Raw genomic sequence first — 21,446 nt, forward strand, 5'->3', positions numbered from 1 at the left:
AGCGTTGCCACAACAGGGCGGCGGGTAGTGTCCACGCTCTGGTGTTTCTGCCCGGAATTGTGCACCGGGTATATAAACCGGGCATATAAAAAGGAGCCGACACCCGCTGTGCGAGTATCGGCTCCCGTGTTCCCTCTCGAATAAGAACATCGTGCCCCTGAAAGGATTCGAACCTTCGACCCCCAGTACCGGAAACTGGTGCTCTAATCCGCTGAGCTACAGAGGCAACCCACCTATGGTATCAGATAAGCACTAGATAAAGGGTCAGGCACCTGCCAAGGCTTGCTAGAATAGTTTGTTATGACTCCTGAAGAACTCTCCGAAGCCATTGCGCTTGCCCTTGAAGAAACCATTTCCTCCGGCCAGCTGACCCTCGTGGAGGGCGCTGAACTGCCCGCCGTCCGAGTGGAGCGCCCCAAGTCCCGCGAACACGGCGACTGGGCAACCAACGTCGCTCTGCAGCTCGCCAAGAAGGTGGGCAAGAACCCGCGTGAGGCAGCAGCTCTTCTGGCAGAGAAGATCGGCGCCATCGCCGGTGTTGCATCCGTAGATATTGCTGGCCCCGGCTTCCTGAACATCACCCTGGACGCCGCAGCTGCTGGTGAGCTTGCCGCCACCATCGTTGAGGCTGGCGAAGCATACGGCCGCAGCGACAAGTTCGCCGGTAAGACCATTAACCTTGAGTTCGTCTCCGCGAACCCCACCGGCCCCATCCACCTGGGCGGTACCCGCTGGGCTGCCGTCGGTGATGCGCTCGCCCGCGTCCTTGAGGCTGAGGGCGCTAACGTCGTGCGTGAATACTACTTCAACGACCACGGCACCCAGATTGACCGTTTCGTGCGCTCCCTGATTGCCGCTGCTCGCGGCGAGGAGACCCCCGAGGACGGCTACGCTGGCGCGTACATTGTTGACATTAAGGACCAGATTCTGGCTCAGCGCCCTGACGCGCTTGAGGCTGAGAACCCCGAAGAGATTTTCCGCGAAATCGGTACTCACCTGATGTTCGATCAGATCAAGGAGTCCCTGGCGGCATTCGGCACCCACTTCGACGTGTTCTTCCACGAGAACTCGGTGTTCGAAGGCGGCAAGGTGGACGCCCTGCTCGAGACCATGCGTGAGAACGGTCAGCTCTTCGAAGCTGACGGCGCCTGGTGGATGCGCACCACCGACTACGGCGACGACAAGGACCGCGTGGTCATTAAGTCTGACGGCAACCACGCCTACGTGGCGGGCGATATCGCCTACTACCAGGACAAGATGACCCGTGCAGTAAACCCCGCCGACGTGGCGATTTACATGCTCGGCGCTGACCACAACGGCTACGTGGGCCGTCTGAAGGCCATCGCCCAGATTCTTGGCTACCGCGCAGACCAGATTGAGGTCATGATTGGTCAGCTGGTGAACCTGGTCAAGGACGGCAAGCCCGTGCGTATGTCCAAGCGTGCCGGCACCGTGGTCACCCTCGAGGACCTGGTCGAGGCCGTGGGTGTTGACGCGGCCCGCTACGAGCTGACCCGCTACTCGGTGGACACCCCCATCGACATTGACCTGGGCCTGCTGACCTCCAAGAGCAACGAGAACCCGGTCTACTACGTACAGTACGCTCACGCACGCACCGCCGCCGTGGCACGCAACGCCGCGGAGGCCGGCGTGAAGATTGAGGGCGGCGTGGACACCTCCCTGCTCGACTCCGCCGCTGACGGCGAGCTGCTGGCTGTACTCGGCCAGTTCCCCGCTGCTGTGCGTGATGCCGCGAAGTTCTACGAGCCGCACCGCGTGAACCGCTACCTGGAGCAGCTCGCTTCGGCCTACCACAGCTGGTACGGCGTCTCCCGCGTGGCCCCCAAGGCCGACGAGGAGGTCACTGACCTGCACCGTACCCGCCTGCTGCTGAACAACGCGGCACAGCAGGTGCTGGCTAACGGCCTGAACCTGTTGGGTGTGAGCGCACCCGAGCGCATGTAATACTCTCGTTTCAACCCCCGACCCCGTATGACTGGGGCGGGGGTTGAGCGTATGCCGGCAAAGATAGCTAAGAAAGAGACACGATGAGCGAAGCCCGCGCCCTCTACGCCCCCGAATGGCTCACCTACCCCGAGAACCCCGAGGCTCTGTCCCGAAGCATCTGGACTGATTCCTTCACCCGCAATGAGCAGGGCGAGCTCTGCATTGACGGCGTGACCGCCAGCGATCTGGTTGCTGAGCACGAAACCCCGCAGTACGTCTTCTCCGAGACGACCTTCCGCGCCCGCGCCCGCGCCTACCGCACCGCTTTTGAGCAGGCTTTCGCCGCGCACGGTGCGAAGGTGAGCGTCTACTACGCCGGCAAGTCCTTCCTGTCCACCGCTGTGGCTCGTTGGGCGACCGAGGAGGGCCTGTGCCTGGATACCGCCTCCGGTGGTGAGCTGGCGTTGGCTCTGCGCGCACAGGTGCCCGGTGCGAACATCGCCCTGCACGGTAACAACAAGTCGGAGGCTGAGATTGCCCGTGCGATCCGCAACGGCCTGGGCCGCGTGGTGGCTGACTCGGTGGACGAGCTCAAGCTCATTGAGCGCGTGTACGCCGAGCTTGCCGCCGAGCGTGTGGCTGAGGGCGAGGAACCCTACGCCCCGGTTCCGGTGCTGATTCGCATCACCCCCGGTGTGCACGCCTCGACCCACGAATCCATTGCGACCGCGCACGAGGATCAGAAGTTCGGCATGTCCCTGCAGCCGGGCACCGCCGCGCTCGCCGGTCTGGACGAGGAGGAGCTGGAGCACTGGGGTGTTGAGGCTACCGATTCTTACGCGGCTCTGGCTGCCGCGATTCTGAACGCGACCGATTCCCTGGATTTCCGCGGTATTCACTGCCATATTGGTTCGCAGATTTTTGAAGCGGAGGGCTTCGAGCAAGCGGCTACTACCGCCCTGGAATTCATGAACCGCCTCAACCGTGACCTGGGCGTGACCCTGCCGGAGCTGGATTTGGGTGGCGGCTACGGCATCGGCTACACCGAGGCGGATCACCCCCGCTCCATTACCGAGGTGACCGAGTCGATTGCCGCTTCCGTCGCGGCAACCTGCGAGCGCCTGGGCATGGCGATTCCGCATATGTCGTTTGAGCCGGGCCGTTCTATTTCTGGTCCTTCGGGTGCGACCCTGTACACGGTGGGCACCATTAAGAACGTGAGCATTGAGGATGAGAACGGAGAGATCCGTGTGCGCCGCTACGTTTCGGTGGACGGCGGTATGAGTGATAACGCCCGCCCGGTGCTGTACGAATCGGATTATTCGGTGACCCTGGCGAATCGTGCTCCGGCGGGGGAGCAGGTGCTCTCTCGCGTGGTGGGTAAGCACTGCGAGTCTGGCGATGTGGTGGTGCGCTACTGCTACCTGCCCGCTGACCTGCAGGCTGGCGATATTCTGGCGGTTCCGGCGACCGGCGCGTATTGCTATGTGCTGGGTTCGAACTATAACTTCTTGACTCGCCCGCCGGTGATTGCCACTGCTGAGGGTAAGCCTTCTCGCGTGATGATTCGTCGTCAGCGCGAGGAGGATATGTTGGCGCTGGATATGGGTTCGGATATCTAAGAACGGATATCTAAGAACCCATTCTGACATCATGAAAAGCCGTGAAGTTCCCGTCTCTGCAATGCGTGCCGTGAGGTGGTGGTTGCGGGCGGGGTCTTCACGGTTTTGCGTGTTCACAATATGACAGAAGATAAGGTTCACCTCATAACTGTGAGGGATACCTCATCTCAGAGAGTAAAAGTCGCACCTTGAGGCTGCTGAGCCGTCCCCGGCTCTTGATAAAGTGGTTGTTGAGTGCGTGCTCTGCGCCGCATCCACGCCGTAGCCCGAAGAGATACCGGGGCGAACCCGGAACAGACCGTAGAAAGAGACTATCGTGGCTGAAAAGATCAAAGTAGCACTGCTTGGTGCCGGTAATGTCGGTTCCCAGGCTGCTCGCATCCTGGTCGAGGATAACGCCGTCCTTGAAAAGCGCATTGGCGCCCCCGTGGAGTTGATCGGTATTGCTGTGCGCGATACTAATGCATCCCGCCACTGGAATGCGGACCCCTCGCTGTACACCACCGACGCTGAATCCCTGATTGATGCGGCGGATGTGGTCATCGAGCTGACCGGCGGTATTGAGCCGGCCCGCACTCGCATTCTGCGTGCTCTGAAGGCGGGTAAGTCCGTGGTTTCCGGCAACAAGGCGCTGCTGGCTAAGCACGGTGTGGAGCTGCAGGCTGCCGCTGATGAGTCCGGTGCTCAGCTCTCTTACGAGGCTGCTGTTGCGGGTGCTATCCCGATTCTGCGCCCCCTGCGTGACTCCCTGGCTGGTGACCGTGTGACCCGCGTTCTGGGCATCATGAACGGCACCACCAACTACATTCTTGACCAGATGGACACCACCGGCGCATCCTTCGCGGACGCACTGGCTGAGGCTCAGAAGCTCGGCTACGCGGAGGCTGACCCGACCGCTGACGTTGAGGGCCACGATGCCGCGTCGAAGGCTGCGATTGTTGCTTCGCTGGCGTTCCACTCTGACTTCACCATCGATGATGTGCACACTGAAGGCATTACCTCCATCACCGCTGATGATGTTGCTGCCGCGGATGCTGATGGTTACGTCATCAAGCTGCTGGCCATTTGTGAGCGCGAGGGTGCGGACGGCGCGAACATTCGCGTGAACCCGACCCTGATTCCTCGTCAGCACCCGCTGGCGGGCGTGCATGGTGCGTTCAACGCTGTTTTCGTTGAGGCGGAGAACGCTGGCGAGCTGATGTTCTACGGTCCCGGTGCGGGTGGCGCACCGACTGCTTCGGCTGTTCTGGGTGACTTCGTGTCTCTGGCTCGTCGTCTGGTGCTGGGTGGCCCCGGTGTTCCGGAGACTTCTCACGCTCAGTTGCACGCAACTAGCCTGGACAACGTGATTTCTCGCTACTCGGTGGGTGTTCTGGTGGAGGACCGTCTGGGCGTTCTGGCGAATATTACCCGTATCCTTGCCGAGCACGGTATTTCGGTGGATTCGCTGCGCCAGTCCACCCCGAAGGAGGGTGCGGCTCAGATTCGTATGGTGACTCACTCGGCGAAGGATTCTGATCTGCGCCGTGCGATTGCTGTGATTGATGCTCTGGACACTGTGCGTGAGGTGAACTCGGTCATCCGCGTGGAGTCCGAGAAGCACTAAGGCTCAAAAGCCGTTATCTATGTGCGGCACGCGCCGCTCACTAAACGTGCGATGTTCGCTTGCGGGTGCATCGCTCACTAACTAACCCGCGTACCCGCTACCGCGCCGGACCTATGGGAGGTCCGGCGGGCGGGGCGCCAAGATTGAAGGAGAAGCCAATGGCACACGTGTGGCAGGGCGTTATCAATGAGTACCGTGACCGTCTGCCTTTCGCAGACGATGTGAAGGCTGTGACCCTGGGCGAGGGCGGTACCCCGCTGATTCACGCGCCGGCACTGTCTGCTGAGACCGGTAACACCGTTTACCTGAAGTTTGAGGGTATGAACCCGACCGGTTCGTTCAAGGACCGCGGTATGACCAGCGCGATGACCGCCGCTAAGCGTGACGGCGCGAAGGCTGTTGTGTGCGCTTCGACCGGTAACACTTCCGCTTCGGCTGCTGCGTACGCTTTGCAGGCTGGTATGCGCTGTGCGGTGCTGGTTCCGGACGGCAAGATTTCTATGGGTAAGCTGTCTCAGGCTATCGCTCACGGTGCTGACATCATTCAGATTGACGGCAACTTCGATAACTGCCTGGAGATTGCTCGCAAGCTCAGCGAGAATTACCCTGTGTTCCTGGTGAACTCGGTGAACCCTTACCGTATTGAGGGTCAGAAGACCGGTTCGTTTGAGGTTGTTGACACCCTGGGTGACGCTCCCGATTACCACCTGCTGCCGGTTGGCAACGCGGGTAACATCACCGCGTACTGGAAGGGCTACAAGGAGTACTCGGAGCCTTACACCAACCGTGACGGTGAGGTTCTGGAGCCGGTTGCGACCAAGCGTCCGATCATGTGGGGCTTCCAGGCTGCTGGTGCTGCACCGATCGTTGCTGGTCACCCGATTGAGGCTCCTGAGACCATTGCGACCGCGATCCGTATCGGTAACCCCGCGTCGTGGGAGAAGGCTGAAGCTGCTCGTGACGAGTCCGGCGGCGTGATTGAGGCTGTCACCGATGAGGAGATTCTGGAGGCGCACCGCTGGCTGTCTGCCCGCGAGGGTGTCTTCGTGGAGCCGGCTTCGGCTGCCGGTGTTGCGGGTCTGCTGAAGAAGCACCGCGCCGGTGAAGCTCCCGAGGGTAAGACCATCGTCATCACCGTGACCGGTCACGGTCTGAAGGACCCGCAGTGGGCTCTGCAGGCTGTGAACGGCGTGAAGGTTGAGCCGACTAAGGCTCCCTTCGACGTGGTTGCTGTGGCAGATATTCTCGATTTGCACTAGCCTATTCATACTACGTTGTGCACTCCGTCCCGATTTTTCGGGGCGGGGTGCACCTGCATGACAGCCCTTTTTGTATCTTTCACCTATTCACTCATTACGTCACCGATCGCGAGGTTCTTCTCATGTCTTCTCTGCATATTTCTGATATTCCGGTGGGCGCGTCCGTTAAGGTCCGCGTTCCCGCTACGAGCGCTAACCTGGGCCCCGGCTATGACAGCATGGGTTTGGGTCTTGGCTTCTATGATGAGCTGGTTGTTGAGCGTATTGAGTCCGGTCTGGAGTTCGAGCTCAGCGGTGAGGGTAGCGCGGATGTCCCTCGCGATGAGAGCCACCTGGTTTTGCAGGCGATGAAGGCTGGTTTTGCGGCGGCTGGTTTGGATGAACTGCCCCCGGTGAAGCTGATTGCTGATAATAAGATTCCGCATTCTCGCGGTATGGGTTCTTCGGCGTCGGCTATTGTGGCGGGTGTGGCTGCGGCGAGCGGTCTGCTGCCGGAGGAGCACCGTCTGAGCCGTGAGCAGATGCTACAGGTCGCCTCCGATATGGAGGGCCACCCGGATAACGTGGCTCCGGCGATTTACGGCAACCTGTCGGTGTCTTGGGGTGAGATGGGTAACTGGAAGACCCTGATTATTCCGGTGCATCCTGATGTTCACCCTGTGGTGGCTGTGCCCGATTATGAGGTGTCGACGAAGCTTGCTCGTTCGCTGATTCCTGAGGAGATGCCCCACGTTGAGGCGGTGGCGAACTCCGCTCGTGCGGCGTTGCTGGTGCGCACTCTCTCTGATGCTCCCGAGTACCTTATGGATGCGACCGTGGATTACCTGCATCAGGGGTACCGCGTGACCGCGATGGAGCCGTCCGCTGTGCTGGTTGCGTACCTGCGCAGTCAGGGTTTTGCGGCGGTGATTTCTGGTGCTGGCCCGACTGTTTTGACCTTTGCGCGCGGCGATGAGCAGGTGCAGCAGGTGCAGGAGGCTATTGCCGAGTTCGCGGCGACTCACCCCTGTAGCGCTATTGTGGATTGTCGCCTGAACTGGCGGGTTCTTCCTCTTGAAATTGATACTGAAGGTGTTATAGTTACTCAGTAGGACGTTATTAGTTCGTCCTATGTTGAGGTTCGCCCGTCGTTCAATGTAGACCGTCGATACTATCCTTCGTAACGTACTTCCGTTTCCCCTGATGCCTCAGATGCTTTGTGTATCTGGGCGGGAGCCGGCAGGGTTCGGGGGAGTGCCTTTGGAGTTCACGTCTTTCTTTATTTCTGACGCATAGGGGAAGACTTTTCTGGAGGTTCGGTTTCGCGGCGGGTGCCCTTTCAAAGTGACCATTCCATCCTCTTCATCTCGTGTAGATGGTTCTATAGATGATGGTTTGGGCTTGCCCACATTTGTGATAGAGCGCCTTATCTTCCGTGTGTGCTCGCTGTGTCTGAATCAGCGGGTACGGTAAGAGACGCGAACCGCCTCCAGCGCGGTTCGAGGGAGTCGAAGGTGCAGACTGCTGTTTTCTTTCGGCAGTGTCTAAGCCTTTGACCGCGCTATAGCGTTCGCCCGATCTTTATTCTGAAGATTTTCAGGGCTTATAACCAAAGGAATTGTAGTTGGCAAAGAATATTGTTGTCACCGATGAGTACGGTACGGCGGCTGCCGCACCGGAACTTGCAAACTTGAAGGTCGCGCAGCTGCGTGTCCTCGCCCAGCAGCTTGGTATCCGCGGCTATCTGAAGTTGAAGAAGGCCGAGCTGGTTCAGGCTCTTGAAGAGCATCAGCGTGGTGGCGCCGTAGCCGCTCCTGCTGCGCCCAAGTCTGAGGCACCTAAGTCTGAGGCTGCTGCTGAGTCTGCCCAGACTCCCGCTGCTGAGACGACTGAAGAGTCTAAGCCTCGCCGTACCCGCCGTACTCGCACCCAGAAGGATGCTGAGGCGAAGGTGGAGAAGGCTGAGAAGACCGAAAACGCGGAGGCTGCTGAGGCTCCCGCCGAGGGCGCTGAGAAGGCTGAAAAGTCTGAGAAGCGTACCCGCTCTTCCCGCCATGAGACTCCCGCTCAGAAGCGTGCGCGCGCTCGCCGCGCCGCTGAGGGCGAGGACGCATCGGCTGAGAAGTCCGAGAAGACTGAGAATAACGAGAAGCCGGAGAAGCGTACCCGCCGCACCCGCACCCGTAAGGAAGAGAAGCCCGCTGAGCTTCCCCCGCTGGATGTGCGCGCTGAGCTGGCTGCTGAGCGTATTGGCGAGCGTGCGGAGCAGGTTGACCTGCCCGGTAACTCTGCTGAGCTGAAGGCTACTACCGCTGACGGCACCGCGAGCCTGGACAGCCTGAACGCTGCCCTGGACATGACTTTTGGCACCCCCGACGGTGAGAAGAGCTCGAAGCGTACCCGCACCCGTGAGCGTCGCCGCGATCAGGATGGTGAGCGTACCGAGCGCCGCACTAAGCGTGACCGCCAGGCGGAGCGTGCAGAGCGCAATGCTGAGCGTAGCGAACGTGCCGAGCGTAAGGCTGCTGAGCGTGCAGAACGCGCAGAGCGTGCTGAGCGCCGTTCCAAGCGTGACCGTCAGGCTGAGCGTGCTGAGAAGCAGGCTCGCCGCCGCGAGGAGAACGAGCCTCGTCTGAGCGAAGACGATGTGCTGGCACCGATTTCGGGTGTTCTGGACATCCTCGATAACTACGCTTTCGTGCGTACCACCGGCTACCTGCCCGGCACCAATGACGTGTACGTCTCCCTGGCTCAGGTGAAGAAGTACAACCTGCGTAAGGGTGACCACGTGCTCGGCGCGATTCGCGTGCCGCGTGAGGGTGAGTCGAACAGCCGCCAGCGTTTCAACGCACTGGTTCAGGTTGAGGCGATTAACGGTCAGAGCGTTGAGGAAGCAGCGAACCGCCGCGTCTTCTCGAAGCTGACTCCGCTGTACCCCAAGGAGCGTCTGCGCCTGGAGACCACCCCGAAGAAGCTGGGCACCCGCGTGGTGGACCTGGTGTCCCCGATCGGTAAGGGCCAGCGTGGTCTGATTGTGTCCCCGCCGAAGGCGGGTAAGACCCTCATGCTGCAGTCCATCGCGAACGCGATTACTGTGAACAACCCGGACGTGTACCTGATGATGGTCCTGGTGGATGAGCGTCCTGAAGAAGTGACCGATATGCAGCGCACCGTCAAGGGCGAGGTTATCGCCTCGACCTTCGACCGTCCCGCGGAGGATCACACCACTGTGGCTGAGCTGGCTATTGAGCGTGCGAAGCGTATGGTGGAGCTCGGCTACGATGTGGTCGTGCTGCTGGACTCCATGACCCGCCTGGGCCGCGCATACAACCTGGCGGCTCCCGCATCCGGTCGTATCCTCTCCGGTGGTGTGGATTCTGCCGCACTGTACCCGCCGAAGAAGTTCTTCGGTGCTGCCCGCAACATTGAAGAGGGCGGCTCGCTGACCATCCTGGCTACCGCCCTGGTTGAGACCGGCTCGAAGATGGACGAAGTGATCTTCGAAGAGTTCAAGGGCACCGGTAACATGGAGCTGCGCCTGTCCCGTCAGCTGGCGGATAAGCGTATCTTCCCGGCGGTTGATATTAATGCTTCTGGTACTCGCCGCGAGGAGAACCTGCTCTCCCCGGATGAGATTAAGATTATGTGGGGTCTGCGCCGTGCCCTGGCGGGTATGGAGCCTGAGCAGGCTCTGGGCGTTCTGACCAACCAGCTGCGTAAGACTGAAAGCAACGTGGAGTTCCTTCTGACGGTTCAGAAGAACGGTCTGCGTCTGGTCGACTAAGGCTCGTATCTCACGCGCCCCACCTCCTCATGTGGGTGGGGCGCGTGAGACGTTCGTTTTGCGCATCCCTGTTGTGTGGGGTGCGAGATGTCTAGTGCCTGCCCGTGCGGCGTAAAGTGCGGGAGATGGAAGAGAGAACAGAATGTTTGAATCTATTCAGGTTCTGCTGGATGAGCACGCTGACCTGCAGAATCAGCTGGCTGACCCCGCCGTGCAGGCGAATCAGGGTAAGGCACGCCGTGTGGGCCGCCGCTACGCGGAGCTGACCGGTATTGTGACTGCGTACAACAAGTACACTTCGCTGAAGGATGACCTTGAGGCTGCTCGCGAGATGGCTGATGAGGATCCGGATTTTGCGGCGGAGATTCCCGGTCTGGAGGAGGAGCTGGAGGTTGCTCAGGAGAAGCTGCGCCGTCTGCTGATTCCGCGTGACCCGGATGATGGCCGTAACGTCATTCTTGAGGTGAAGGCTGGTGCCGGTGGTGACGAGGCGGCTCTGTTCGCTGGTGACCTGCTGCGCATGTACATGCGTTATGCCGAGAACAAGGGCTGGAAGACTGAGATTATTTCTTCGACCAGCACCGATGTTGGCGGATACAAGGATGCCCAGATTGCTATTAAGGGCTCCTCGAATGAGCCGGCTGAGGGCGTGTGGGCGCACCTGAAGTATGAGGGTGGCGTGCACCGTGTGCAGCGTGTTCCGGCGACTGAGTCTCAGGGCCGTATCCACACTTCTGCTGCTGGTGTTCTGGTGTTCCCCGAGGTGGATGAGCCCGAGGAAATCGAGATTAACCAGAACGACCTGAAGATTGACGTGTACCGTTCTTCGGGCCCCGGTGGTCAGTCGGTGAACACCACCGACTCGGCGGTGCGTATTACCCACCTGCCGACCGGCATTGTGGTGGCGATGCAGAATGAGAAGTCTCAGCTGCAGAACCGTGAAGCTGCGATGCGCGTTCTGCGTGCGCGCCTGTTGGCTCACCAGCAGGAGCAGATTGACGCTGAGAACGCGGCACACCGTGCTTCGCAGGTGCGTACCATGGACCGTTCGGAGCGTATCCGTACGTACAACTTCCCGGAGAACCGCATTGCGGATCACCGTACCGGCTACAAGGCGTACAACCTGGATGCTGTGCTGAATGGTGACTTGGAGCCTGTGGTTCAGTCCGCTATTGAGATGGATGAGGCGCACCGCCTCGCTCAGGTGGGCCAGGAACAGAAGTAATTCTGTATTTGCCCGTGCCGATTCTTTGAAACGGTATGAGATGTTGGTGAGGGGGCTCACCGCTACGGCGGTGGAGCCCCCTCACCTGTATGCCGCGATAGGCTTTGAGCCGTTGAGAGATGAAAAGGAGAGCTCATGAAGGTGAATGTGCACGACCCCCGCGGGGAAGAACTCGCGCAGGTACTCACGCGCGCCACCGCGGCACTGGCGCAGGTGCCCAGCCCCCGCGTGGACGCCGAGCTACTCGCAGCGCACCTACTCTACGACGGCTCACGCTCACGCCTACAGCACGCCGCGCTCATGGGGGAACGGCTCACCCCCGACCAGGCCGCAGAGTACGAGGCGCTGGTCGCCCGCCGCGCCTGCCGCGAACCGCTGCAGCACATCACCGGCTCCGCTCCCTTCTACCGCCTAGAACTGGCAGTCGGACCGGGCGTATTCGTACCCCGGCCCGAAACGGAACTGCTCGTCGAAGAAGCCCTCAAAGTGCTGACCGCACGCACCAATTCGGCAACCGGTCAGCTGCGCATCGTCGACCTGTGCACCGGCTCCGGGGCTATCGCCGCGGCAATCAAGAGCGAACTGCCGAACGCCCAGGTGTTCGCGGTGGAACTCTCCGAAGACGCCATCCCCTACACCCGCAAGAACCTGGAGCCGCTCGGCGTGCACCTGGTACAGGGGGACGCTCTCACCGCCCTGCCCGAACTTGCCGGAACCTTCGACGCGGTGCTCTCCAACCCTCCGTACATTCCGCCGGCGAACGTACCCGCCGACCCGGAAGCCGCCCTGCACGACCCGGACATGGCACTGTACGGCGGGGGAGAGGACGGCATGCAGATGCCCTCTGCAATTGCCGCCCGCGCCTTCGAGCTTCTTACCCCCGGCGGCCTGTTCATTATGGAGCACGACGACACCCAGGAAGAAGCCGTCGCCGAACTGCTGGGGCGCATCGGCTTTGAGGGCTGCTACCCGGTGCGTGACCTGAATAATCGTCCGCGTCATAGCGTCGGTTATAAACCGCGCCCACTAGAGCCTTTAGACTAGTAGATGCACCACCTAGCCCGTGCCGGGCTGCGTGAAGGCAACGCGTCCGCCTCAGTAGCCAGCTCAAAGCCGGCGAAATATGGTGAACCCCCGGAAGAGTGCTTCCACATGGCGCGTTGTGGGTGCCGGTGTCTCGCCGCATCCAGAAAAACATGAGAGAATAAGACCCGTGACTGCAAAGCTGTACCCCGTAACGACTGAAACTGAGACCCGCGAGGCCATCGAAGCTGCCCGCGAGGCGCTGAAGGCGCACGACACGATTGTGATGCCCACCGATACCGTCTACGGTATTGCCGCCGATGCTTTCTCGCATCAGGGCGTTGCCAAGCTGCTGGCAGATAAGGGCCGCGACCGCACCATGCCGCCGCCCGTGCTGATCTTTGATCTTGCTGCGCTCGCTGGCGTGGTCGACGACGTTCCGGACGATATTTACGATCTGGGTGGTCGATTCTGGCCCGGCGCGCTGACTATCATTCTTCACGCGTACCCGTCGCTGAGCTGGGATTTGGGTGAGACCCGCGGTACTGTTGCCGTGCGTGTTCCCGATGATGAGTTCGCCCTGAAGTTGCTGACTGAGCACGGTCCGCTGGCGGTTTCGAGCGCGAATAAGACCGGTCAGGAAGCCGCACTGGACGCACAGACCGCCATGGATTCCCTGGGCGAGGACGTTGCCGTGGTGATTGACGGTGGCGCTCGTCCTAAGCCGCTTGAGTCTGAGCCGAATGAGGACGGCGTGGTTGTGGTTACTGAGCGTGACCCGGCACCGTCCACGATTCTGGATTGCACCTCCTTCCCCTACGTGGTGGTTCGTGAGGGCGCGATTTCGGTGGAGGAGCTGCGCGAGGTCGTTCCGACCATTCTGACTCGTGCGGAGGCTGACGAACAGGCGGCTCGTAAGGTTGAGGAGGCCGAGGCTGCTTCTTCTGCATCGTCTGAGTCGACTCCTTCTGAGCGTGCTCTGGATGAGCAGGCTGACCTGGATGAGGCGTACGAGCAGTGGGACAGCACCCACACTGTGAGCGGTGAGCCTGCTCGTCGCGCTTCGGCACCAGTTGCCGGTTCTGTCGCTGCGTCCCTGCTGGGCGCTACTTCGGCTCTGTCTTCTGCTTTCAGCACTGGCGTGGATCAGGAGCGTTCGCGCGGCTACCGTGACAACACTCCGAAGCCGGTTCGTGCGGATGAGCCGCAGACTCACCCGGTTCCTGCTGATACTGCTCGCGCGCTGGTCTTTGGCGCGTCGAAGATTGAGACTGCCGCTAAGGATGAGGCTAAGTCGGCAGAAGCTAAGACTGAGGCTACCAAGACTGATGCTGAGGTAAAGACTGAGCAGAAGGACGCCCCGGAGGATCACCTCTAAACCTCTGCGCGTTATAGAGCTCGGGGCATAAATCTCGGAGCATAAAAACGTATAGGGAACCCCCGATATATCGTTCAGATATATCGGGGGTTCCCTTTCGTGATGAGCTCTCTAGAGGCGCGCCACTAGGCTGCGCGCCTCAGGTTGCGCACCTTTAGGAGAGCACGCGCGCTACCTAGTTCTTCTCGAAGCGGCGGTCCTTCTTCTTGCCCAGCGCGGTGTGGGCGTTGCGCAGTACTTCACGCACGCGCGGGGTGGGCAGAAGGTTGTTGTCACGTGCCCAGGAGTCGTCGATGCCCTGGCCGAACCACATGACCTCGACCTTGCGCACGGAGCCGGAGAACTTGTCATTCATCAGCTCGGAGACGGTGTAGCCCGCCTTGACGGCTGCGCGGCAGAGCCACTCGGGCAGGCGGTGCGGGTGGCGGCGACCAGCATCCACGGATGCGGAGGCGACGGTTGCGCCTTCCCAGGGCTGCAACACGATGGTGGGTAGCTCGCCGGGGAAGGTGCCGAGCATGACCACGAATTCTGCGAGGGCGTGCACGCTGGAAACCGGGGACTTGCCGGTGCCTGCACCCGCAACGGATGCGAAGGGGGAGGAGGCCATCTTGGCGAAGAGTTCGGTGGTGCGCCGGCCGCGGCCCTGCACGCTGGTTGCGCGAAGGATGCACAGTTCGGGTGCGCAGTCGGGGTGCTCTTCGAGGAAGTAGTCCTGCAGGTCGAGCAGCGCTTCTTCGCCGAGTGCCTTGGAGAAGGAGTAGGCGCTGAACGGGTTGGTCTCTTCGGAAGCATCTAGCACGAGGCGCGGGCCCTGTACGGCTGCGGAGGAGAGGTGGATGACGCGGCGCACGCCGGTGCGCTGTGCGGCGATGGCGATTACGGCGGGAAGCAGGGCATTTGCGCCGACGAGCGGGGGCAGATCCTGCATGTTGGGTGCTGCGAGGCCTGCTGCGTTGACGACGACCTGTGCGCCGGCGAAGGCTTCTGCGAGGGAGTCGATGATGCCTTCAAGCTGGTCTGCTTCGTCGATGATGCTGTCTACGTCGAGGGCTCGGGTTGCGAGTCGAGGTGCCTCAATGGGGTCGACGCTGATACCTTCTGCGTTCAGACGCGCGACGATGGAGGAACCAACGAAGCCGCTGGCGCCAATGACTTTCCACTTGGATTCGGACATCTCTTTTACCTCTCACGAGCCCGCGTACGTTGCGGGGAAAAATGGGGTCATTTCAACTTTCCCATATTTGAACAGTTTATGGGGAATTTGTGGGTTTTTATTCGGTCTCTGGTCGTTTTTTCGCACGGGGTGCACAGTGCAAACACAGGCTGTGAAGCTGGTAGCTTGATGGATACCCAAAACTGGGTGTGCCGGTACGTCCGCTATGCGGATAAATCAACTGAATTCGGTTGTTTATTTGTCATAAAGTGCGTCTTTTGGGGTGATGGTTCACTCTCTAGTGGAGACCGCAGGTAGAATATTTTCTTTGAGTGATATATCCACACGGTTGAATGCCGCGGGCGCGAGAAACACCAGAAGCGCCCAGTACGGTATGGGTATATCGCGTACCGGCTGATTCAGGCGCATCGCGCCGCGGAGGGAGAACTTATGGCAGAAAAGTACAGCGACGTGACCGCTTTTGCCCAGCCTTCTTCCGATCAGTCTTCTTCTCACGATCCTTTGAACGAGTATCCCCGCACGGTTGCCGTGGTGGTGACTTATAACCGTGAGGACCTGCTGCCGAAGACCCTCGCTGGTATCGCTTCTGGTGAGCGTGTGCCTGCGGCGGTGGTGATCGTTGATAACGCCTCCACGGACGGTACTGCCGAGTATCTGCGCGCCCTGGACTATGAGCTGCCGGTGGACTGCATCCGCCTGGAGAGCAATATGGGCGGCGCTGGCGGTTTCGCGGTGGGTATTGATCGCGCTCTGGAACGCCATAACCCGGATCTGGTGTGGGTTATGGATGATGACACCGAGCCGACCGAGAACACCCTGTCGGAGGCGGTTGCCGCCTGGCTGAACTATTCGCCGGTGCCTTCGCAGCGCCCCGCGGTGGTGGCGTCTCGTGTGGTGTGGACGAACGGCGAGGACCACCCGATGAACACTCCGCGCACGATGTTTGCGGCGGGGGAGCAGCGTCATACTCGTGCGCAGGCGGTGGGTGCCCGTCCGATTCGTAGCGCCTCGTTCGTGTCGATTCTGATGGACGCGCAGGCTATTCGCCGTAATGGTGGTTTGCCGATTGCTGAGTTCTTCATTTGGAATGATGACTTCGAGTTTTCGACTCGTCTGATTCATCACCGTGACGGCATTGCGGTACCTTCTTCGGTGGCTAAGCACCACACGAAGACTTTTGGTACGACGAACGCTGACCCGGGTCCGCGTTTCTATAACGATGTGCGCAATAAGCTGTGGGTCTTTACCCGTTCGCGTACCCTGAACCCGCTGGAGAAGCTGCTGTACGGTGGCTCGTCGGCGCGCCTGTGGATTTCTACTGTTCTGCGTACTGATGACCGCCGCACCTACCTGGGGTATTTCCTCAATGGTGTGCGTGATGGTTTGCGTGCGCCTCGCCCGAATGCTCAGGTGCTTGAGGGTGTTTACCCGCTGACTTTCCCCGGTCGTTACGGCGTGCCTGCATCCGCTGAAAGCCCCGCTGATTCTGAGAAGGCGCGTGGTTGCGTGAGCTCTGTACCCGATTTCTCGGTGCTGATGAGCGTGTATGCGAAGGAGAACCCCGCCTATCTGGATCAGGCGTTGGAGTCGAATCTTCTGACCCAGACGGTGCGTCCTTCCGAGCTGGTTTTGGTGAAGGACGGTCCGCTGACCCCCGAGCTGGATGCCGTGGTGGATCGCTGGGTTCAGCGTGCCGAGAATCTGGATTGCCCGCCGATTCAGGTGGTGGATCTGGCTCAGAATGTTGGTTTGGCGGAGGCGCTGAACGCCGGTCTGCAGGCGTGCACCTATGAGCTGGTGGCTCGTGCTGATTCTGATGACCTGTCTGAGCCGACTCGTTTTGCGCGTCTGATTCCTGCCCTGGTACAGGGCGGCTACACGGTGCTGGGCTCTGCCATGCTTGAGGTGAATGAGAGCAATACTGCGGTGGAGTCGACCCGCGAGGCGATTGTTGATTCTGCTCGTTTGCTCAGCGCGATGGATTCGCGCAACCCGATTTATCACCCGTCCGTGGCATTCGTGAAGAGCGCCGTGCAACAGCTGGGCGGTTACGAGTTCGTGCCCGGCGCTGAGGATTGGTGGCTGTGGATGCGTCTGCGCGATGCCGGCTACCGTCTCGGCAATATCCCGGAGGCTCTGGTGCGTTACCGCGTGGGTGCGGGCGCGTACACGAAGCGCGGGGGAGTGGACGCCTGGTTGCAGGATGTGGCGATTCAGCGTCGACTGTACACCGGTCACGGTATTTCTAAGCTTCAGTGGGCTCAGAATATGGCGGTGCGTAGTGTGTACCGTTTTGTTCCTGAGCAGGCGCGCCGTTCGGCGTTTCGTGCGTTGTCGTCTTTGACGGCTCGTGCTTCTTCTCGTTCTTCTGGTACCGCATCTGAAGGAGGCATGTAGTGGCTCAGTTGAAACCTCACGCTCATGTGGTGATGCGGAAGGCGGCCCAGCGCGGCACGATGGTGACGGAGGGTGACTCTGGCACGATGCTGGTGAACCGCCTGTATGAGCGTAAGCCGTGGTGGTTGATTGCGCAGGCGCTGATTGATTCGAGTGCCTGGGTTCTGTCGGTTTTGTTCGCGTACATGCTCCGCTATAGTGTGCTGCTCAGCAACGGCTCGGTGTTCGATATTATTCACCCGGCGTCGTTGACGATGACCGCTACGTTGGCTGTGGTGTTGCACCTGGTCATTGGTCTGGCGGGCGTGAAGATTTATAACGGCGTGTATTCGTACGGTTCGTTTGACGAGTCGTGGCGTGCCGGCGCGGCTGCTTTGAGCGCGGGTGCGGCGTTGACTGCTTTCTCCTTTGTGGATGAGCTGTTGGGTCTGCCGCATATTCCGCATAGTGTGCCTGCGATTGCGGCGGCGTTTAGCCTGATTATGATGGCGGGCGCCCGCATGGCGAAGCGTGTGTACACTGAGCGCGGTGCTGTGCGTGAGCTGACCGGTGAGCCGGTGATCGTGTACGGTGCCGGTTTTATCGGCGGCATGGTCATGGATTCGATGCTGCACGATGAGGATGCGAAGCTTCGCCCGGTTGCGGTCTTCGATGACGACCAGCTGAAGGCTGGTACGAAGTTCCACGGCATTTCGGTGATTACGACTTACCGTGAGCTGGAGCAGGTGATTCGTGAGTCGGGTACCCGTAAGATTCTGGTGACGATTTCGGATATGTCGGAGGATTACTTCGAGTCCTTCTGCAACCGCATGCGTAAGCTTAAGGTTGAGGTTCAGCGTATTAGTAGCGCGAATGCTCGCCTGATGGGTGAGCGTCTGATTACCGCGAGCGATAACGACCTGATGCGCGTGATTCGTGGAGAGATTAACTACGATATTGACCGCGATATTCTGCGTTCGTACCTGCACGGTAAGCGCGTGCTGGTTACGGGTGCGGGCGGTTCGATTGGTTCTGAGCTGTGCCGTCAGATTAGCGAGTTTGAGCCGGAGACCCTCATGATGCTTGATCATGATGAGACTCTGCTGATGGAGACGAAGGTTTCGATTACTCACGAGTCGAGCCTGGATGATGACCGCATTATTCTGGCTGATATTCGTGAGGGCGATAATCTGCTCGAGATTTTCCGTGACCGTCGCCCCGAGGTGGTGTTCCACGCTGCGGCTTTGAAGCACGTGTCGGCGCTGGAGGCGTATCCGCAGGAGGCATGGAAGACGAACTCCCTGGGCACCCTCAATGTGCTGCGTGCCGCGGAGGCGGTGGGCGTGAAGACCTTCGTGAACGTTTCGACCGATAAGGCTGCGGATCCGAAGACTGCGCTGGGTCAGTCCAAGCGCGTGGCGGAGCGTCTGACCGCGTACTTTGGCGAGAAGACCGGCAACACCTACGTATCGGTTCGTTTCGGTAACGTGTTTGGTTCGCGCGGTTCGATTAAGCCGCTCTTTACGAAGCAGATTCTTTCGGGTGGTCCGATTACCCTGACGGATAAGCGTGCGACCCGTTACTTCATGCTGATTACCGATGCCTGCCTGCTGGTGATGCTTGCCGGTGCGATTGGTCGCCCGGGCGAGGTCATGGTGCTGGATATGGGTCAGCCGGTCAAGATCCTGGATGTTGCGAAGGCGATGCGCCAGGCGTATGAGCGGTATGACGTGGAGATCAAGGAGATTGGTCTTCGCAAGGGTGAGAAGCTGGATGAGGCTCTCTTCGGCGGTACCGAGAAGCTGGTACCTAGTGAGGAGAACCGGTATATTTCCCGGTCGAGTGCCCCGGCACTTGACCCTGATGAGCTCGATTACGAGCTGTGGATTCAGAACTATCGGGAGCACAGTGGCTATGAGCGTCATGGCCTGGAGCGTGCCCCTGATCCGCGTACTTTGGCGGATGCGCAGACGTTCTAATCTTTACGGAATGACATCGGATGCTGCACTTGCGTGGCAGGTGCGGTATCCGGTGTTTTTCTCTTTGCACGGCACTAGATTCTGTGTGCGGTACTGGAATCTGTGAAGGTTAGCCCTGCGTCGGTGAATAGTTCTATAGAATACGAAGTAAACACACACTACGCACACATCGTCCCTTAGCCGCGATTCTGGAGTTTGCGTCCAGGGGAGCGGCGCCAATGCTTTGGAGCTGGTATGACCTCCTTTTCTGAGCTGTTGAGCATTTTTGCTCTTGCTTTTGTTTTGGGTGCCCTTTTGCCGTTTGCGGTGCGCCCAATTTTGCACCGCTACAACATGGTGGATGTTCCTAATGAGCGTTCTTCGCATACTGCTCCGACCTACCGCGGTATGGGGTTGGCGACTGCGGCTGCGACCTTTGTAGCGTTTGTGGCGGCTACCCTGTTCGGCTGGACGTACCGTTCTGCTGAGTCTTTGCAGCTGGCGGTGACAATTGCCGCGGCGATTCTGTGCGCTCTCGCCTTGGGCTGGCTGGAGGATATTCGCGGCGTGAGCATTGTGCGTCGTGCGGGCCTGCAGCTGGTGATTGGTGTGCTGGTGAGCGTGAGCTTTGCGACGGTGCAGGGCACGAACATTCTGCTGCTGATTCTTGGCGCGATTTTTATTGCCGGATACATTAACGTGGCGAACTTTATGGACGGCATTAACGGCATCTCTGGTGCTCACGGTCTGGTGGCTGGTTTGGCGTATGCGCTGACCGGTTGGATGGTGAACCTGCCGTGGCTGGCGTTGGCTGGTGTGGCGGTTGCCGGTGCTTTTGCGGCCTTCTTGCCGTGGAATGTGCGCCCGGGTAAGAACGTGTTTTTGGGCGATGCGGGTTCTTATGTTTTGGGTGCGGCGTTGGGTACGTTGGCTGTGGGTGCATGGTTTGCGGATGTTCCGTTCCTGCTGGCTTTTGCTCCGCTGATGACGTATCTGGCGGACGCGGGTACGACTCTGTTCCGTCGTTTTATGGCGGGGGAGCAGTGGTACAAGCCGCACCGTACTCACACGTATCAGCGTCTGACGGATGTTGGTTTCAGCCACCTTGGTTCGACCGCCGTGGTGACCGGTACGACCATTCTGGTGTGGGTGCTGCTGGCGTTTGCCTCTGATTTGTTTGCTTCGGGCGCCGTGCTGGCGGCTGTTGGTGTGGTTCTTGTGGCTCTTGCCGTGCTGGTGGTGTACCTGCGTATGCCGCAGCTCTTTGGCGGTGAGGCTCCTACCTCTACGATTGACCTGTCGAAGCGTTTTGCAGCGGATTCGAAGGGGTCGGTGCCGAAGGCGAAGTCGGCAACTTCGGAGCCTGCTACCGGCTCTTTGACCTCGGCAACTGGTGTTCCTGCGACTCCTGAGAATGTGGAGCCGACCTCGCTGCATCCGGAGCCGATCATGCCGGATTCGGTGAAGGATCGTGCGGGTCAGCCTTCTTCTGCTTCCTCTTCTTCGACGCAGTCTAATCAGAATCGTGGGGAGAAACACTAATGGCTTCTGAGCAGCCTAAATCTCAGGCTCCCGCAGAGCCTCTCTGGAGGCGCGTGGTGGACGTTCTGTGGTATCCGCCGGCGGAGCGTAGGCGGCAGCAGAAACGCCGCCGAGAGCGTGCTCAAGCAGGTTTGAAGGCCTCTTCTTTCGAGAGCGAGGAGCTTTCCTGGAAATTTTTGTTCTACAGGGTATCGGCTTACTCTCTGCTGGCTTGGTTGGGCGGTATGATGAGTGCGTACCTGTTTGCGGGCCCCGTGGGCGCGCTAGGAATAACATTGGGCTTTCTGATAATCTATATATGCTTCACTCTGGGCGTATTAGTTATGTTGGTTGCTCCCATTTTCGACTGGGGTGTACCCAAATCGCTGGTGGTGAGCTACCTCGTGAAGATTGCTCTGCTCGGTCTGGTATTGATGTTTGTGCCGTTCCCCGAGAACTTGAGGCACGGTTGGACTCTCGCAGGCGCATGTACCGGCGTGATTCTGTGGATTGTTATTGAAACAGTCAGCATCGCACGACTGAGAATTCTATACTTCGACACCGATCTGGAAGACCATGGTCGGTAACGCG

14 protein-coding genes and 1 tRNA gene are annotated in these 21,446 nt (G+C 59.8%); 13 read left to right on the forward strand and 2 right to left on the reverse strand.

Annotated elements, in window-relative coordinates:
• Positions 1 to 152: 152 nt before the first annotated feature.
• Positions 153 to 226, reverse strand: a tRNA-Arg gene (locus O3675_RS07635).
• 74 nt (positions 227 to 300) lie between these two features.
• On the opposite strand from O3675_RS07635, the gene argS reads away from it, so the two are divergent.
• The 9 genes from argS (at position 301) to O3675_RS07680 (ending at position 13,823) form a co-directional block, all read left to right on the forward strand.
• The gene (argS, locus tag O3675_RS07640; protein WP_303971737.1) at positions 301 to 1,965 is read left to right on the forward strand and encodes an arginine--tRNA ligase; all 1,665 of its coding nucleotides are present in this window, start codon (positions 301 to 303) and stop codon (positions 1,963 to 1,965) included.
• Between the two features lie 83 nt (positions 1,966 to 2,048).
• Positions 2,049 to 3,569, forward strand: a complete 1,521-nt coding sequence (gene lysA, locus O3675_RS07645) for a diaminopimelate decarboxylase (RefSeq protein ID WP_371571856.1) — start codon at positions 2,049 to 2,051, stop codon at positions 3,567 to 3,569.
• Between the two features lie 316 nt (positions 3,570 to 3,885).
• Positions 3,886 to 5,175: a homoserine dehydrogenase gene (locus tag O3675_RS07650; protein WP_070616553.1), complete on the forward strand. Its 1,290-nt coding sequence runs from the start codon at positions 3,886 to 3,888 to the stop codon at positions 5,173 to 5,175.
• 158 nt (positions 5,176 to 5,333) lie between these two features.
• The gene (thrC, locus tag O3675_RS07655) at positions 5,334 to 6,434 is read left to right on the forward strand and encodes a threonine synthase (RefSeq protein WP_070604619.1); all 1,101 of its coding nucleotides are present in this window, start codon (positions 5,334 to 5,336) and stop codon (positions 6,432 to 6,434) included.
• Positions 6,435 to 6,556: 122 nt separating this feature from the next.
• Positions 6,557 to 7,525, forward strand: a complete 969-nt coding sequence (thrB, locus tag O3675_RS07660; protein ID WP_102034060.1) for a homoserine kinase — start codon at positions 6,557 to 6,559, stop codon at positions 7,523 to 7,525.
• 512 nt (positions 7,526 to 8,037) lie between these two features.
• Positions 8,038 to 10,197: a transcription termination factor Rho gene (gene rho / locus O3675_RS07665; protein WP_371571858.1), complete on the forward strand. Its 2,160-nt coding sequence runs from the start codon at positions 8,038 to 8,040 to the stop codon at positions 10,195 to 10,197.
• Positions 10,198 to 10,339: 142 nt separating this feature from the next.
• Positions 10,340 to 11,422 carry a peptide chain release factor 1 gene (prfA, locus tag O3675_RS07670; RefSeq protein WP_049337341.1) on the forward strand — a complete coding sequence of 361 codons (1,083 nt, stop codon included), beginning with the start codon at positions 10,340 to 10,342 and terminating at the stop codon, positions 11,420 to 11,422.
• 135 nt (positions 11,423 to 11,557) lie between these two features.
• Positions 11,558 to 12,466, forward strand: a complete 909-nt coding sequence (prmC, locus tag O3675_RS07675) for a peptide chain release factor N(5)-glutamine methyltransferase (RefSeq protein ID WP_371571860.1) — start codon at positions 11,558 to 11,560, stop codon at positions 12,464 to 12,466.
• Positions 12,467 to 12,635: 169 nt separating this feature from the next.
• Positions 12,636 to 13,823, forward strand: a complete 1,188-nt coding sequence (locus tag O3675_RS07680) for an L-threonylcarbamoyladenylate synthase (protein ID WP_371571862.1) — start codon at positions 12,636 to 12,638, stop codon at positions 13,821 to 13,823.
• Positions 13,824 to 13,998: 175 nt separating this feature from the next.
• Here O3675_RS07680 and O3675_RS07685 read toward each other — a convergent pair whose 3' ends face one another.
• Positions 13,999 to 15,000, reverse strand: coding sequence for an NAD(P)-dependent oxidoreductase (locus O3675_RS07685; RefSeq protein ID WP_005506476.1), 1,002 nt, complete (start codon positions 14,998 to 15,000; stop codon positions 13,999 to 14,001).
• 429 nt (positions 15,001 to 15,429) lie between these two features.
• On the opposite strand from O3675_RS07685, the gene O3675_RS07690 reads away from it, so the two are divergent.
• From O3675_RS07690 to O3675_RS07705, 4 genes are all read left to right on the forward strand, one after another.
• Positions 15,430 to 17,397 carry a glycosyltransferase gene (locus tag O3675_RS07690; protein WP_371571864.1) on the forward strand — a complete coding sequence of 656 codons (1,968 nt, stop codon included), beginning with the start codon at positions 15,430 to 15,432 and terminating at the stop codon, positions 17,395 to 17,397.
• Complete coding sequence (locus O3675_RS07695; RefSeq protein WP_049358657.1) at positions 17,397 to 19,355, forward strand: polysaccharide biosynthesis protein; 1,959 nt, start codon at positions 17,397 to 17,399, stop codon at positions 19,353 to 19,355. The genes O3675_RS07690 and O3675_RS07695 overlap by 1 nt, the downstream gene beginning before the upstream one ends.
• Positions 19,356 to 19,589: 234 nt before the next feature.
• Positions 19,590 to 20,876, forward strand: a complete 1,287-nt coding sequence (locus O3675_RS07700) for a glycosyltransferase family 4 protein (RefSeq protein WP_371571866.1) — start codon at positions 19,590 to 19,592, stop codon at positions 20,874 to 20,876.
• Positions 20,876 to 21,442, forward strand: a complete 567-nt coding sequence (locus O3675_RS07705; RefSeq protein ID WP_053088750.1) for a hypothetical protein — start codon at positions 20,876 to 20,878, stop codon at positions 21,440 to 21,442. The genes O3675_RS07700 and O3675_RS07705 overlap by 1 nt, the downstream gene beginning before the upstream one ends.
• Positions 21,443 to 21,446: the final 4 nt, after the last annotated feature.

It is taken from the genome of Rothia sp. 27098_8_27, from assembly GCF_041432805.1.
Taxonomy (GTDB): Bacteria; Actinomycetota; Actinomycetes; order Actinomycetales; family Micrococcaceae; genus Rothia; species Rothia mucilaginosa.